Below are 14,764 nucleotides of genomic sequence, written 5' to 3'. Positions count from 1 at the left end.
TCAGTGGCTGGGAAGGGGCGGTACTGCCGCCACGTCGGGGTACTCGACGTCCACGGGCTCCGAGACGCGCTCGAGCAGGAAGTAGTACATGATCGCGCTGTCGGAGCGGCGCATGCCCTTGCCCGACATCAACCCCATCACCGTGTTGTCGTCGACCTTCTTGAAATGGTCGATGATGGGCAAGGCGTCGTAGACCATCGAGGCGGTCGCCTGCCCGGTCTCGTTGTCGGCGACCATGAACAAACCGGCCAGCCCGCGCCCGATCTCGATGTTCGAGTACAGCAAACCGTCCTCGCGCCGCATGATCAGCGGATGGGCGTCGTCGACGGACCGGAAGGACTTGCCGTACCACCCCATGGCCTGCAGGGCGCCGTTGTTGGGGTGTCCGTTCTGAAACTCCTGCCCCTCCCACAGTCCGAACAGGTCGTCGAACGTCGTGGGCGGCAGCGCATCCCAGATGGCGTCTAGTTCCGCCGGGGCCACGTGCTCCTGCCCGCGCACCACCCGGAACCTCTCGACGGCCTGGTTGCGATCCAACGCGACAACGGTGTTCGTCATGGAACTCTCCTTCTCCGAGTGAGATGAGCCGGGTAGGCAATCTACTTTCGTACGAATTGCGTACTTAAATAGTAGGGTTGAATCGTAGGAGCTGCAACCACCCCAACAACACGGAGGTGAGCACCATGAGCGAATCCGCACAGTCCGAGGTGGGACGGGGGCGCCCCCGCGACCCGCAGATCGAGCACAGGGCCCACGCGGCTGCGCTCGCCCTGTACGCGGAGGTGGGCGTGAGCGCGATGACCTTCGACGCGGTGGCGGCGCGCGCCCGGGTGGGCAAGCCGTCGCTGTACCGGCGGTGGTCGTCGGTGCAGGATCTGCTGCTGTCCGCGCTGAGCGAGCTGGCCATGCAGACGGGCCTGAGCGACACCGGCACGCTGCGCGGCGACCTGCTCGCGTTCGCGCATGCCGTGCGGGAGTTGATGGCCGACGACCCGGGACTGGTGTCCATCCGCCTGCTCATGGACTCGCTCACCCAACCCGAGCTGTTCTCGGACGTCTCTGATTCGACCATCGGCGCCGCTGTTCGAGCAGCTCACGACATTGTTCCGCGGGCCATCGATCGCGGCGAGCTGCCGGCGGACGCCTCGCCTCAGCTGCCGATCGATGTGCTGGTGGGCTCGATCATGTCCCGCATCCTCACCAGCTCGGTGGTCGATGACCGCCCCGACAAACCCGACGACGAATACCTGACCGCTCTGGTCGACTTCATCATCGCCGGTTCTCTGCGCGCGTGAGGGCCGGGCCGGGCCCCCCAGCGCACAGAAACTCCCATGACGCAGCGAACATGGCATGGCGCTACACTCGGGTTCAGGTGATTACGCGTAAGCAACAGGAGGCCCGGGTGGCTGCCAAGACAGTAGGAATAGCTATCTCTCCGGAACTCCGGCCCGCTCTGGACGAGGTCGTCGAACACTTTGGGCACGGCAACCGTAGCGAGTTCCTGCGCGTAGCGATACGCGACTACCAGGCCCGCCTCCGCCTGGAGCGACTGCATGAGCTTCGAGAAACAGCACGCGCCGAGCGCGGTGGACGTCGATACTCCACCGACGAGGTTCTGGCATTGATCAACCAAAACTCCGCCGCTCGGTGATCGATCCGGCCACCGCGGTGGTCTTCGACATCAACGTCTACCTCGACTACATCCTGAACGACGACGGAAGTTGGCCGCTCCTTCCCGATGTCCCGCCCACCACTGACAACCCCGCAGCCGACGCAGTTTCTCTCGCGTTCATGTCTCGCTTCCGCCTGTTCGCTTCGCCGCACGTGCTGGTGAACGTCGCGCGAGTGATGCACGAGGTGGGGCAGTCCACGGAAACGACGAACAGGTACGTCGAACTGATTGTCGAAATGTGCGAGTTCTCCGGCGGGGCAGTGATCGAACCCATCGACCGCGATCACGGCGTTCCCGACTACGAGGACAACTTGATCGTCTCCCTGGCTACCGATCCAGCCGTCGACGCGCTGATCATCGTGACCTCCGACAGCGATCTGCTCGACCTCGGGCCCACCTGGCACGGACGCCTCATCATGCGGCCCGGCACGTTCGTCAGGAACGCTGTCGGGCGGTAGCTCGGCATCACCCCGTGAACACGTCAACGGTTGCGCCCAGCGCGGGCTCAACGGGCCTGGTGCAGTCCAACTAGCGACGCCTCGCTGGCCGCCGCGCTGGTTGCCGCGTCGCGACGCGTGCGCCACCACACCACGGCCGTGACGACGACGAGCGCGGCGCTCGGGATGAGGAACACCGGCGATCCCACCACCGCCCCGCGGTCGTCGAGTGCGGAGGTGAAGTCGCTGCGCAGCGCGGTGGCCAGGACGAGCCCGGCAACGTTGTAGACGGCGTGAACGACCACGGCCGTCTCGAGCCCACCGGTGCGCCAGGTCATGATTCCCAGGGATCCGAACAGCACCAGGTACGAGGTGAGGATGTAGGGGTCGAGCGAGCCGTGGATCAGGGAGAACCCGACGGTTGTGACCACGATGCCCACCACCGCACCCGAGCGTGCACCACGGGTCCACCCGCCGAGCACGCGGAACATAAATCCGCGGAAGCCGTACTCCTCGCCTGCTGCGGCGAGCGGGGTCAGCAGCATGCCGATCACGAAGTACGCCACGAGGTCGCCGGTGGTGAAGGGCACCTGCTCACCCGGCTCTAGCAGGGACCCGATCGACACTGCCACCAGCACCAGCGGGCCGAACATGAGCAGGGCGCGTGCGAAGACGTCGAGCCGGAACCGACCGGTCACCGAGTGCAGCGATCCGGCCGGCACCCCGTAGAGCACGCGCTGGAGCACCATGCAGTACGGGATCAGCGCAGCCAGCGCGAGCGCACCCGCGGCCTGCGTGATGGGCGTGGTGCCCGAGCGCCCGAACACTTCCCGGTCGAGGTATCCGCCGCCGACGAGGAACAGCTGCGCGAGCCCCACGAAACCCACCAGCAGCAACACGATCGCCACGATGCCGCGGAGCGCGGGGCGCCGCTGCCCGGCGTAGGCGCGGTGGTACTGGGCACCGTTGACCGCGATCGGCTCGGTGGTGGTGGACATGGGACCTCCTGGGACGACTCGTCTAGCACAGTGTGATAGCAACAAACGTTAGCACACTGTGCTAGACAGGGATGCAACGAACGTCGACACGAGGTGCAGGAGGATGGTGACCATGGCGGACGAGGGCGAACTCGACACGCGGGGTCGGATTCTGGTTGCCGCCGCGACGATGGTCACCGAGAACCCGAGTGCGAGGCTCAGCGTGCGCGCGGTGGCCGCCCGCGCCGGGGTGAGCACCGGCTCGCTACGTCACTTCTTCCCGACGCAGCAGCTGCTGATGGACGAGGTTGCGGCAAGGATCACCGGACTGGTGGTGACCGAGGACGTCATCGACGACACCACGATCCCGGCCAGGGAGCGTCTGACGATGTGCGCGCGAAGCGTCCTCGCCGCCACCGGTACCGGCGACAGCGCGCGGCACACGTGGCGTACGGCGTTCGAGTCCTACATCGACTCCGAACCGAATATCGAAGCCACACAGGCATTCTTGGCCTTCAACCGCGCCGGCACTCGCCGCATCGAGCGGTGGCTGGATGTGCTCGATCGCGAAGGTGCGCTGCCGCCGGGGAACAACTCCGACCGCGCGGCGTACCTCAGCGCCGTCCTCGACGGGCTCTCCATTGCACGAGCGCTCCCGAACGACGCCGCCCGCATCCGATCGGAGGAGCAGATCCTGAACTACGCCATCTCACTGCTGTTCCATCCCGCTTCGAGCGGCAACCAGGGCGTCTGAGCCCGGCGCCAGGACCGCGGATGGCACCTCACTGCACCCGATCGGCTCGCTGGCGCGGTTTCCCGTTCGTCAGGCCCGATCGGGTGCAGTGAGCTCTCATGGTTGCCGAGGATGCTCCGGGCGGTCCGTCGCGCTCTCAGGCGGCTCGCTGTCGCACCAGAACCGCGATACCAATCCCTACCAGGATGAGGATCAGCGGCGTCACGATTGCCATCGACGCATCGATCGCGGTGAAAAGAAGCGCAAGCGCCAGCGCGACAACGAAATACACGGCGGCGAAGCGTCTATCCCAGAGAACAGAGTTCATGATCGACTCCTATCGTTGGTCAGAAGCACGACGCCGCAGCGCCTGTCGCTGCGCCGGAGACGCCGCCGATGATCCCGCCGGCGAGGGTGCCGAGGCCCGGAATTGCGGAACCCGCTGCAGCGCCGGCAAGTCCACCGCCCCCGGCGCCGCCGCCGGTGCCGAGGATGCACTTGAAGATGTTCTGGCTGGCGGCCAGCGGGTCAGTCTGTTGGACGATCGCCTTGGCCGGGTCGACCACCTGCACGTGCACGCCGTCCTGCTTCTGGACGTAGCGGATCTGAACCGGCGCTCCGGTGGAGTCGATCCCGGATGTCGGCAGTGCAACGGTCGTCGCACCATCAGAGGCGGTAGCGGACCCGCCCGACACGGACACCGAGACACCTGCCGGTGGCGTCAGCACGAACTCAGCGCTCGAAATCTGGGTGAGCCGGCCTGCGGTCTGCGCCTCAGCGGCGGTAGGTGCCCGCGCCGGAGACGGTGCGGGTGCGGCGCTCGCAACCCCGGCGGAGAGTGCGATCACCGCGATGGGGGTGGCTGCGAGCGCCATCAGGCGGTTGGTGTTCCATGACATCTTTCTTCCTCTCGTTCGAAAACCAGCGGTTGTTGGATGCTGTGGAGCACTTTCCAAAGTACGTAGGCTTGCGAACGACGGCAACGTTGCGCGGGAGTCACCGGGTGAGGCGACGGGCTGATGGTCAGCGGTACTCGGGTGGAACGGTGGTCGGCTTGCCTTCGGCCACGTCGCGAAGCCACTGCGGAACGTCCTCGCGATCACGCTCGCGCATGGCAATTGACGCCCGCGCAGCTGCAGCGGCGGCACGCCTCCGCTGATCTGGGCTCGACTTCTTGCGGGCTTCGCTGGCACTCAGCGCGACAGACTTGCCACTGGTCACTCCGCGCCCACAGCACTGCCCGAATGGCTTGAACTCGACGGGCCGGCCGAGGGAAGCAACTCGCTCGGCTCCCCCGCCCAAACAATGACCAACTCGTCGCGCGCCCTGGTGGCAGCGACGTAGAGCAGGGACTTCTCACGCTGCAGAATGTCCGCCCTCTCTGCCTCAGCGGCGTTCTTCAGCGCGAACTGCGCAGGCAGAGCGGATGAATCGACACCGAAGATCAGGACTCGGGCGAACTCCATTCCCTTGGCCCGGTGCATCGTCATCACCACGGGCTTGCCGGACGGCACGGTCTTGTCCGAGACGAAACGGGAGGGCACGTGGCGCTCGTCCAATGCGCGAACCAACTGCTCACCCGCCCGCTCGGTGCGGACCAGGATGCCAATTGTCTCCGGGCCCACGCCATCCGCTAGTTCCTCGAGCCAGGTCCTCATAACGGTTGCTGCCTGGTCTAGCTCCTCGGCCACGCTGGCGGCCGCAACAAGCCGCGGCACCGGACCGGTGCGTGCCGACCGGTAGTCGCTCGTATCCTCCGCGGCCTCTTCGAGGTCGACGAACTCTGTCCCGGTGAGCACACTCACCGCGTAGCGCAGGTTCTGAGCCGTGGTGCGGTAGTTCAGCCGAAGACGCCGGGATCGGCCGACGATCTCGATTCCGACGTTCTTGAGGACCAACCTGTTGCCGTAGATGCGCTGGTGGGAGTCCTCGGCGATGAAGAGGTCGTCGCGGCCCACGGGTACGAGCGCACGAAGGAACTGCCAGTGGGTCGGGCCGAGGTCTTGGCCCTCGTCGACGAGGACATGATCGGCCGGGCGCTCGCCGGATAGATCGAGAACCTCGGCAGCGATGGCCGCGGATTCGGCGAAGTCGACCGAGCCGTGGATTGCAGCATTGAGCCGGTAGGCATTGATGACCTCCCACACTGCCGACCGTGCTCGACGATCGAGTGGCACGCCGCGGCCGGCGCGCCGGACCTTCGCGTACTCCCCGAAAGTCCGCACACGGTTGGCCAGCACGACGAGTTCGTACTCGGATTGGAAGAAGGCGGGGCTCTTGAGATTCGGGCCCAGCTCCGAGCCACCGGCGGTGATGGCGTCGCGCCATGCGTAGCGGTCGGTCATCGTGCCCACCTGGCTGGTTCGGGAGCCGAGCACCCGCTCGACAGCCTGTTCCACGTACGACGACCCTGAGTGCAGCACCCCTCGAACAGCGGAGTCGACCCCACGCACCACGATGCCGGGGTCACCGAGCTTCTCCGCGATGGTGATCGTAGGGTCGAGAATCTTGAGATCGCGGAGCAGCGCGTCGGCGAGGGTCTTGTTGTAGGTCGTCAACACGATGCGCGCATCGGGATTCTTCCGTGCAAGGTGCCGGGCCCGATGGAGAAGCACGACGGTCTTGCCGGTGCCCGCTCCACCCGAGAGACGGAACGAGCCCTTCCACGAGGACTCCGCGTACGTGCGCTGCTCAGGGTGGAGAAACACGCGCCACGCTGCGAAGTCGGCGTCCTCGATTGCGCGGCGGAGTTCGTCGTCGTCTTCGATGAACGCGAACTGCAGGCGCGCAGCTGGGTGGCGCAGGGCGGTGGCCAGCGCGGTGTCCGGGTCCTGAGCAGGAGGCGGCGCGACCTCGGCGCCGATGGCAAGGGATTCCTTCACAGCCGTGACAGAACGCCCGGCGCTGAGGTCGATCAGCGCGACGCCTTGCCAACCGGTCACCAGTGACGCGAGTTCCACGACGTCCTCGGCTGCGGTGCACTCCACGGCGAGTTCAGCGACCTCGGCATCGAGTCCCAGCTCGCCGACGAGTGCGTCGATGCCGAGACCGAGACGCGTGAAGAGCGGTTCGGCGGCTGCAGCCGGCTCGGAAGCCGCCGCGAAGGACGGGGGCGCCGCGACGACGGGGCTGTCGGAGAGCAGCAATTCGGCGATGCCGTTGACAGGGTTGACCTCGAGTCGGGCCTTCCGCGCGAACTCGATGGCGGCATCGTGTGGCCATACGCCGAGGTAGACGTAGATCGCGTCCTGCTCCCGGCCCTGCACTTTGAACACGACGGCGCGCCAGAAGTCGTCCACCCGCCCTGTGCGCACCCGAGGGTCGATGGAGTTGTTGATCGGCTCGATGTGGAGGCCGGGCAGCGTGTCGTTCTCGGCCAGCTTCTCGAGGAACTTGTAGGCCTTGCTCTTGACGGACCCGTCGATCTGCGGAGCGTGTTGCTGGGGACCAAGGATGATCTGGGACATCAGGCGGCTCCCGCTGCAGACAGTGTGGACAGGATTGTCGTCAGATCGGCGTCGACGATCGTCCAACCATCGGCACTCAACTCACTACGGTCGTCATCTGCCAGGTCGATGTCGACGGCAATGCGGTGTTCCGGCCAGGAGATGTCGAGAGGCAAGCCGCTCGGGGTCTCGAATCCCACCGATGGGGCGGGTGCTCCTGTTCTCGCTAGGAGTGCGATCAACGACTTCTCCGCGTCGGTCAGGGCCGACCGATAGAGCGTCGCCCACGGTTCGGCCAACTCGACACCGCCGGGGGCCGCCTGCGCCGGAATCGACTCGGCAAGACTTCGCGTCGTGATGTGCGCGACTTGTTGGCGGCAGTTGAGCAGGTTGGCGAGCCGAATCCATTCACGCCACGCGCTCTTGTGGTTCTGGCCCAGACGGCTGTCACGGTCGTCGAGGAGGACGGCCACCTCGGTGTCGCGCCCTATCGCGGCGACAGTGCGTGCAAGCACCGTGAGTGTGTCGTGCTGCCAACCCCACACATGGCGGTCGCCGTCGGTCGGCAGGGTTCCCCCGTCGTGTATCGCCGTGGTCAGATCCAGCAACCGTCGGGCAGCTTCGGCCTTGCCGTACGGTCCGGCACCGACCAGCAGGAGTGGAAGGGCTTCGGCGAGTGCCGCGATTCCCTTCGGATCGGGGTTGCTGATCCACCGCACGAGGTAGTCGATAGGACCACCTTTGACCAGCTCGACGTGACCCGGATTGAGCGTTCCGGCGGTCTCGGCCATGGTGCGTGTCCAGTGCTGCTCGGAGAACCAGAGTGGCGGCGGCGCGGCGTCCGATTCTGCGTCGACGAGGTCCTGCCACGTCAGACCGATCACGACGTAGTCCCTCTCGCGCAGAGCGGCCCGCTTGGTGGCGTCGTCGGCGATGCGGTTGATCACGGGACTCGCGTGGAACTGCCAGCCATCGCAGAAGATGGCGACACGGGGAATGCTCTGGTCGTTGCTGTAGAGCACGAAATCGGGTTTGACCGGGCCGAGGCCGAGCTGAGGCTCAAGAACCCAGGTGCGGCCACCGCCGGGGTTGATGGTCCAGCGGTTGCCGTTGGGACCGGGTTGCTCGTGCACACTCGCGCCGAGACCTTTTGTCAGCCGGGTGTGTAGGACGGTGCGGAACTTCTGCTCGATGTGCGTCTCCTGATCCGCGGGGACGGTCGCCGTTTCGGTGACCGTCCATCCGAATCCTTCGCTCGGTTCTCCTTCCGCCGCGCCGGAGAGCAGGATCGTCCTCAGGTGCCGCTCTGCGGACGCTCGCGAGACCCACTTCTGGGTGTAGCTGTTGATGTAGGGCGACAGGCACCGGTGGCACGATGCGCGGCCCTCGTCCTTGCACGGGCAGTCCCGAACGAGGAGCCACGCGCGGTGGAGTAGGGCGTAGAACTTGATCGGGTCGGCAAGTTCGGCGAGGTAGCCGGTGCCACCGGGCACGGTGTCGTGAATCAGCAGCGCTTCGCGGTTCTCGGTGCCGTCGCTGAGGTGAGGCTCGATGATCCGCTCGAACGCGAGGTGGTCGGGCGCTCCGCCCAGGTGCTCACGCAAACCCAGCTGGAGAGCGGCGAGCAGGCTGGGTACGGCGAACCTATCGGCGATCGAGATGACCGCGGGCAGCTGGATCACCACGGCCTCGGTGCGCAGTGTTCGCGACAGCGCCACCTGTCGCACGTTCTCCTCGACGGCGTTGCGGTGCTTGCACCAGGGCCGGTGCTCGGAGGGCAGGTTCTGTCCGGTGCGGCCGTCGAGCTTGCCGCAGCCGGTGCATACACGGAACAGTGCCGCGTTGTACTCCTCGCCGGAGAGCAGTCGGTGACCCGACCCCGATTCGGACATCTTGCCGATGTTGAGCCATCGAATCGTCATGTTGGAGAGGTGCTTGAGCCCGAACGGATAGTTCTCGACGAACCATTGGTGACGCGGGGTGTCCACATCGGCGGCGGTGACGATCTGGAAGTTGACGCGATCGCGTTCGTCGCGGCCGTCGTCGATCGCAGCCTCCTCGCGCCGCATGGCTGATGAGACGCGTTCCAGCTCGACCACGTCGAGGATCTGCCGCACATCCGAGATCCCCACGGCGCCACAGCGGGGGCATGACGAGGGCGGATCTCCCTGCTCGAGGTGCTTGCCGTACCCGCACGACGGGCAGAATGCCCAGCGCTCGATCGAATCTCCGTCGGAACCGAGGTCGACCGCGTCGATCTGGATCTTGAAGCCGCGAGCGTAGAACGTGGCGCCGGGGGCGAATTCGCGCAGTGCGGAGGAGGCACCCCGGTCGAATGTGGCGGGCTCGGACCTGTATTCCTGGGTGTCCGGGTCGATCCAACTCAGGGTCACGTCCAGGGTCACCGAATCGTCGAGCAACGTGTAGTTGGGCAGGATTCCGTGCTGCTCGAGCACGCCGATCCAGTACTCCCCCTGAAGGTCGGCCAGCTGCCTCCTCGCCAACCCGAGCGCAGCCTTCGCGGTGCGCAGGGCCACCTTGTCGTCATCGGTTGCGGCAGGCAGATCGGCCCGCACCTGCAACTCGGGCAAGCTCGCCTGTATCTCGTGCACCCGGTGCTCGAGGGACTCCACCTGGCTCGCCCACAGGTGACGGCGTTCGTGGAGGTACACCGACAACTCGCTCGACAGCGGACCGGCGGCCGGTGTGACCCACTGCTTGAGCCGCACCTGCGCCTGCTCGGTCAGCGAGTCGAACGAGGCGAGGAACGGCTCCAGGCTCGCGCTGCTCTCGGCAGACTCGATGATCGTGTGCAGGTAGCTGCCCGGTTCGATCTCACCGATGGCCTGCCGGGCGGACGCGGGGTGCGGCGCGTCGACTCGACGGGCAAGTTGATCCGCGACCGCGGCGATGTACTGCCGCCGGAGAATCTCCTCGGCGTCGAGATAGGTGGCCGGGGGTCGTACCTGCCCGTTGATAACCGAGAGCGGGTCCCCCAACCGCGGGAGTTGTTCGCCGCGGCCGGAGACGAAAGCGAGGTTGAGCGCACTTCCGGTCAGCCGTCCGGCGCGGCCCACTCGCTGCAGGTAGGACGCGACGCTCTTCGGAAGGGAGGCGAGCATGACGGTGGACAGATCCCCGATGTCGATACCCATCTCGAGCGTGGGAGTCGCAACGAGAACGTTGGGCGCTTCGGGGTTCTCGGAACTGGACTTGAACTGATTCTCGTAATCGAGCCTGATCGCGTCGTCGAGCAGGCTGGTGTGTTCGCGGGCCACGACGCGGGTGATCTCGGAGGCTCGATACAGCCGCCGATAGAAGTTGTCGGGGCGGCCGCCGGTCCGAGCGAGCGCGCCGGTGCACCGCAGCACGAAGCAGGGGCCGCCGGCGAGTTCGTCGACGACACGTCGGGTGCCCGGCACTGCGGAGCGGCACACCTCGCATTCGAGGAGGTGGTCGCCGCGGCTGTAGCCGTCGTCTCCGACCGGTCCCACGAGGATGCTCTGCTGGGGGATCTCGTAGACCTTCCCGCCCGAATTCGTGTTGACCACATTGATGATGTCGAGCGAGGCCAGTTGGTCCAGAAGTGTCACGGCCAGCGACGCACCTTCGCCCGCGGTGCAGTGCAGGATGCGCGAAGTCCAGACGCCGTACCAGCTCTTCGACGATCCCACCGAGATCAGATCGCTGTCCCGGGCACCACCGCCACCACCCACTCGGGGGTACGCCGGAGCGCCTCGGCCTCGCGGGAAGGCGGGCATGCCGTCCGAGCGTGGGCGACCACCCCAGATCGAGTAGCGGCGGCCGTCCTCGCGCTGGTAGGTGCGGAACCATTCGTGCTCGATCGCGCCGTCGGTGCGCATCCGCTCGAGGACGCCGCGCACCCAACCGACGAGTTGGGCGTCGGTGGCACCGAGGCCCTCGAACGCCTCGGGCCCGGCCACGCGGTGGACCTCCCGCGCGGCCTTGAGCATCACCTCCCGCGAGATGTCGACCTCGACGGCGAGGCTTCCGGTGAGTTCGAGGGTGCGACCGAGCCGAGCTTGGAGCCCGAACTCGAGAACGGTGTCGAGGAGTAGGCGCCGCTTGACGCGGGTGCGCACCTTCGCGGGCACTTGGCTCTGCTTCGCGCGTCGCCAGAAGTCGTCGAACTCCGCGCGGTCGGCGAAATCCGGTGGGATGAGGCGATAGCGCAGGTGCGGATCGTCGCCGGCCTGCTGCATGGCTCGGTCGACGAGGAGATCGAGGCTCACCAGGTCGTCTCCCACCGCGCCGCGCAGCACTGCCCGCAGGGTGAGGCTGTGCGAGCGGCTCTGGACGAACCCGGCGCGGTGCGCGGCGTCCTGCACGCTGTCGGTGAAGACGAGGGCCTTCTTCTCCACCTTGTCCAGCTCGTCACTGCCGAAGATCGTCGACAGGCCGACCGAGAGCAACGTGGCGATGGCCGAGCCGAGAAAGCGAATCCCGTTCTTCTGCATGCACGATGGGCAGGTGTCGTTGGTGGAGAACTCTGCCGCCGACGGGCCGTTGTGCACGAGCACGGGAAGCACTCGGCTAGCGGCCGACTCGGCGTCGTCTTCCGGGCGTTCGGCGACCACGCGGCGTTCGGCGGTGTGGAACCACATCAGCTTCGGCTCGTCCCGATCCCGCGTCACGGGAACATCGAGCAGCGCCTCCTGCTCGGCCTCGCTAGGTGCGTGGATGAGAGCGCGGAACTCGTGGTTGCCTGCGAGGCGGCCGCGGCGGATGTCGCTCGAATCGGCGGCGCTGAGGTCGAAACCGCCCACCGGTGCGCGCATCACGGCCCAACCCGATCGGCCGCAGTGTCGGCAGAAGATCGCGGGGAACGCGAGAGCGCCCATGCCGCTGCCGTCGGCGCCGATGTCACCGAGGTGGGTGTCGTCGGACCAGAGGTACTGCGGTGTGCCGAGTGCGACGCGGTCGATCCCGCTCAGCTCACGCACCCACAGGTGCAGATCCACCGAGAGCGCGTCGCGCCCGACGACCTTGCGGACGTGGCTCAGCGCCGAGGCGAACAGCAGCACGAACTGCTCGGCCGTGGCGCGGCTGCGCTCATCGACGGCGAACGCGGGCAGGATGGCATCGATGAGCACACCCAGTGGCTGCGCCTGCTCCGCGGCAGTGGCCAGCGTGCGTGTGAACGGGTGAGCTTTGGCCAGAGAAAGCAATTCGTCCGCAGACGCCTGGTTCAGGGCGGGAGTTCCACCGTCGGCGGTGACGAACAGGCTGCTCAATACCGCTTCGGCGATCTGTCGACCATCGGTGAGCAGCGACGCGCGCTCCACCGTGGTCTCTATCGCGTCTCGGTCGGTGCGCGCGTCGAGCGTCGAGATGTCCTCGGCCCACTCGTCCACGGTCAATCGGGATTCCGTGACGACGGCCGACTCATCGAATTCTTCGCCGAACACCGTGCCGGCGAACTCGAGCATCGCGGACGGGTCATCCTTGTCACCGAGGGTGGCCGAGGTTGCGACAGGGGTGATGACGCCGAGCGGCCGCACCCGATCCGCCTCCGTGAACAACTCGGTCGGCCAATACGATTTGAGCGTGATTCCCAAGCGCCGCAGCAACATCGATACATCGGTGCCCTGCGCACCGTCGTAGGTGTGGAACTCGTCGAGCACCAGGTACTGCAGACTCGTGGCGCTCTTGGCCCAGATCTCGGCATCGGCGTCACGCAGGAGCAACTGGTCGAGCATCTTGTAGTTGGTGAGCAGGATGTCCGGCGGATCGCTGCGAATCACGTCGCGGCGGGTGATCAGCCCCTCACTCGACACCTTGGACCGTTGTGATCCTTGCTCTCCGGTGTAGATCGCGGCCGTCACGCCGGCAAGTGCATCGTCCGAAGTCAGAATCGAGGCAAGGCGCTGCGCCTGGTCGTTGGCGAGCGCGTTCATGGGGTAAAGGATGAGCGCCTTCATGCCCGTCACGCCTCGCCGTTTCGCGCGCAGCACGTGATCGATGATGGGGTACAAGAATGCCTCGGTCTTGCCCGAGCCCGTCCCGGTGGTGACGAGCGTGGGCAGCGGTCGAGGCTTCGCCTCACCGACATCGAGGCTACTCAGCCGAGCGAAAGCCCTGGCCTGGTGCCCGTACGGCGGGAAGCCCGAATACCACTCCAGGCTGTTACGCCAACCGTCTGCGGCTGCCTTGAACGGCAGCCGCAGACGAAGGTAGGGGCCCTTGAAGATGCCGTTGGCGCGGTCGGCCAGGAACTCCGCGAGCGCGAGGCGCGCCTCCTCGTCGGCGAGAGCGAACGTGGTGGACAGGTAATCCAGGATTCCGCCCTGGATTACTGGCGCCTGTACGCCCGGGAGTAGCTCGCTCACCCGTTAAACTCTATTGGCCGCCACCGACAGACGCTGGAGAAAAGCCCGACCGGTGTGTTCACATGTGCCACCGCCGGGAACGGGCTGCCAACGCCTCGCGCATCTTGTCGTCGTCCACCGCGACGTACCGCTGGGTGGTCGCCAGCGACGCGTGGCCCAGAAGGGTCTGCACGAGGCGGAGATCGTGGGTCTGCTGGTGTACCTCGGTGGCGCACAGGTGCCGGAGCTGGTGCATCGTGGTGCCGTCGGAGAGCGCGCGGGAGACGAGCGTGCCGACCCAGTGGGGCGAGAGATGCCCGCCGATCGGGCTCGGGAAGAGGTAGCCCGGGGGCGCTGCCCGGAGCAGGGCGGCGATGTCGTCCGGGAGCGGCAGAATGCGCGTGCGAGCGCCTTTCCCGTGCACCACCAGCGCCCACCCCCCGGACTCTTGAAGCAGGTCGTTCTCCGGATGCACCTGCGCAACCTCCCCGCGGCGCATCCCCAGCTCGTTGGCCAGGCGCACCATCAGGCCCACGCGGGAGTCCACGGCCCTCATGGCCTTGACGACCGTCGACGGTGTAGCCGGGCGCGGCAACGGTTGCTCCGGCCGGACCATCGGCAGAACCTCCGCCACGTTGTCGGTGGTGCGCCCCGTACTGACGCCCCATGCCCAGAATCGACGGAAGGACGATCGAACCGCCCGCGCAGTCTCACGCCGCCAATCGTGCTGCCCTGCCCATTCCAGCAGTTCGCTTCGAGTAACCCGCCATGGAGTGGCGGCCAGATTTGCTCCCGCAAGTCTGCGCAGGTGGTAGGTACGCAGCTCAACTGTCTGCGGAGACAGACGCATAGCGTTCATCGCGACACGCCAGGACTCGATCTCTTTCGCCCACATAGGGCTGATCGTTGTGTTGTTCATGGGATCAACGTTCCATCGGGACGGGGCCTTCTGGCGTACACCCAGCGACAGGTTCGGTCGGCCTCATCCACCCCGAAACCCACTTCACCGACGAGAAGGCAGGCCCGCTACGCTCGGCCACCTACCGCCGTCTGCGCAGACATTGGCAGTTCATCAATGAACTTTCGCTCTTCGAGGTCCATCACCTCGTGAGTTACGGGGTGCACGTCTATGGTGTTTCGTGCGAGTCGGTTTCCTTTTTGCAGGCCACG

Annotated in this window: 12 protein-coding genes and 1 pseudogene; 5 read left to right on the top strand and 8 right to left on the bottom strand. The window is 66.4% G+C overall.

From position 1 onward, the window contains the following. Positions 1-558 (bottom strand): GXWXG domain-containing protein, encoded by a 558-nt coding sequence (locus ACY48E_RS02575; protein WP_462870520.1) that lies wholly within the window; start codon positions 556-558, stop codon positions 1-3. A gap of 125 nt (positions 559-683) precedes the next feature. Between ACY48E_RS02575 and ACY48E_RS02570 the strand changes: the two genes are divergently transcribed. From ACY48E_RS02570 to ACY48E_RS02560, 3 genes are all read left to right on the top strand, one after another. Further along, positions 684-1,295: a TetR/AcrR family transcriptional regulator gene (locus ACY48E_RS02570; protein ID WP_462870519.1), complete on the top strand. Its 612-nt coding sequence runs from the start codon at positions 684-686 to the stop codon at positions 1,293-1,295. Positions 1,296-1,402: 107 nt separating this feature from the next. Beyond that, positions 1,403-1,651, top strand: coding sequence for a ribbon-helix-helix domain-containing protein (locus ACY48E_RS02565; RefSeq protein WP_462870518.1), 249 nt, complete (start codon positions 1,403-1,405; stop codon positions 1,649-1,651). After that, positions 1,648-2,130 carry a PIN domain-containing protein gene (locus ACY48E_RS02560; protein ID WP_462870517.1) on the top strand — a complete coding sequence of 161 codons (483 nt, stop codon included), beginning with the start codon at positions 1,648-1,650 and terminating at the stop codon, positions 2,128-2,130. The genes ACY48E_RS02565 and ACY48E_RS02560 overlap by 4 nt, the downstream gene beginning before the upstream one ends. A gap of 47 nt (positions 2,131-2,177) precedes the next feature. On the opposite strand, the gene ACY48E_RS02555 is transcribed toward ACY48E_RS02560, so the two are convergent. Continuing rightward, positions 2,178-3,107, bottom strand: a complete 930-nt coding sequence (locus tag ACY48E_RS02555; RefSeq protein ID WP_462870516.1) for a lysostaphin resistance A-like protein — start codon at positions 3,105-3,107, stop codon at positions 2,178-2,180. Positions 3,108-3,210: 103 nt separating this feature from the next. Here ACY48E_RS02555 and ACY48E_RS02550 point away from each other — a divergent pair, with 103 nt between their 5' ends. Continuing rightward, the gene (locus tag ACY48E_RS02550; RefSeq protein ID WP_462870515.1) at positions 3,211-3,840 is read left to right on the top strand and encodes a TetR/AcrR family transcriptional regulator; all 630 of its coding nucleotides are present in this window, start codon (positions 3,211-3,213) and stop codon (positions 3,838-3,840) included. Between the two features lie 136 nt (positions 3,841-3,976). On the opposite strand, the gene ACY48E_RS02545 is transcribed toward ACY48E_RS02550, so the two are convergent. The 6 genes from ACY48E_RS02545 to ACY48E_RS02520 all read right to left on the bottom strand — a co-directional run bounded on the left by ACY48E_RS02545 (position 3,977) and on the right by ACY48E_RS02520 (position 14,228). After that, positions 3,977-4,147 carry a hypothetical protein gene (locus ACY48E_RS02545; RefSeq protein WP_462870514.1) on the bottom strand — a complete coding sequence of 57 codons (171 nt, stop codon included), beginning with the start codon at positions 4,145-4,147 and terminating at the stop codon, positions 3,977-3,979. A gap of 19 nt (positions 4,148-4,166) precedes the next feature. Beyond that, positions 4,167-4,718 carry a hypothetical protein gene (locus ACY48E_RS02540; protein WP_462870512.1) on the bottom strand — a complete coding sequence of 184 codons (552 nt, stop codon included), beginning with the start codon at positions 4,716-4,718 and terminating at the stop codon, positions 4,167-4,169. Positions 4,719-4,842: 124 nt separating this feature from the next. Further along, complete coding sequence (locus tag ACY48E_RS02535) at positions 4,843-5,040, bottom strand: hypothetical protein (protein ID WP_462870511.1); 198 nt, start codon at positions 5,038-5,040, stop codon at positions 4,843-4,845. Then, on the bottom strand, positions 5,037-7,286 hold the full coding sequence (locus tag ACY48E_RS02530) for a 3'-5' exonuclease (protein ID WP_462870510.1): 2,250 nt from the start codon (positions 7,284-7,286) through the stop codon (positions 5,037-5,039). The genes ACY48E_RS02535 and ACY48E_RS02530 overlap by 4 nt, the downstream gene beginning before the upstream one ends. Beyond that, positions 7,286-13,615, bottom strand: a complete 6,330-nt coding sequence (locus ACY48E_RS02525) for a DEAD/DEAH box helicase (RefSeq protein ID WP_462870509.1) — start codon at positions 13,613-13,615, stop codon at positions 7,286-7,288. Before ACY48E_RS02525 ends, ACY48E_RS02530 begins: the two co-directional genes overlap by 1 nt. 58 nt (positions 13,616-13,673) lie before the next feature. Next, positions 13,674-14,228, bottom strand: coding sequence for a tyrosine-type recombinase/integrase (locus tag ACY48E_RS02520; RefSeq protein WP_462870507.1), 555 nt, complete (start codon positions 14,226-14,228; stop codon positions 13,674-13,676). A gap of 332 nt (positions 14,229-14,560) precedes the next feature. On the opposite strand from ACY48E_RS02520, the pseudogene ACY48E_RS02515 reads away from it, so the two are divergent. Beyond that, a pseudogene (locus ACY48E_RS02515) lies at positions 14,561-14,764 on the top strand (type II restriction endonuclease subunit M); the annotation flags it as partial.

The sequence above is a fragment of the Rhodococcus sp. AZ1 genome, from assembly GCF_054979605.1.
This window is presented reverse-complemented; position numbering and strand designations above follow the sequence as displayed.

Bases quoted from the DNA above. Each gene is read 5' to 3' on its own strand.
- ACY48E_RS02540 (WP_462870512.1), bottom strand. From the start codon at position 4,718: ATGTCATGGAACACCAACCGCCTGATGGCGCTCGCAGCCACCCCCATC.
- ACY48E_RS02550 (WP_462870515.1), top strand. From the start codon at position 3,211: ATGGTGACCATGGCGGACGAGGGCGAACTCGACACGCGGGGTCGGATT.
- ACY48E_RS02555 (WP_462870516.1), bottom strand. From the start codon at position 3,107: ATGTCCACCACCACCGAGCCGATCGCGGTCAACGGTGCCCAGTACCAC.
- ACY48E_RS02570 (WP_462870519.1), top strand. From the start codon at position 684: ATGAGCGAATCCGCACAGTCCGAGGTGGGACGGGGGCGCCCCCGCGAC.
- ACY48E_RS02530 (WP_462870510.1), bottom strand. From the start codon at position 7,286: ATGTCCCAGATCATCCTTGGTCCCCAGCAACACGCTCCGCAGATCGAC.
- ACY48E_RS02575 (WP_462870520.1), bottom strand. From the start codon at position 558: ATGACGAACACCGTTGTCGCGTTGGATCGCAACCAGGCCGTCGAGAGG.
- ACY48E_RS02545 (WP_462870514.1), bottom strand. From the start codon at position 4,147: ATGAACTCTGTTCTCTGGGATAGACGCTTCGCCGCCGTGTATTTCGTT.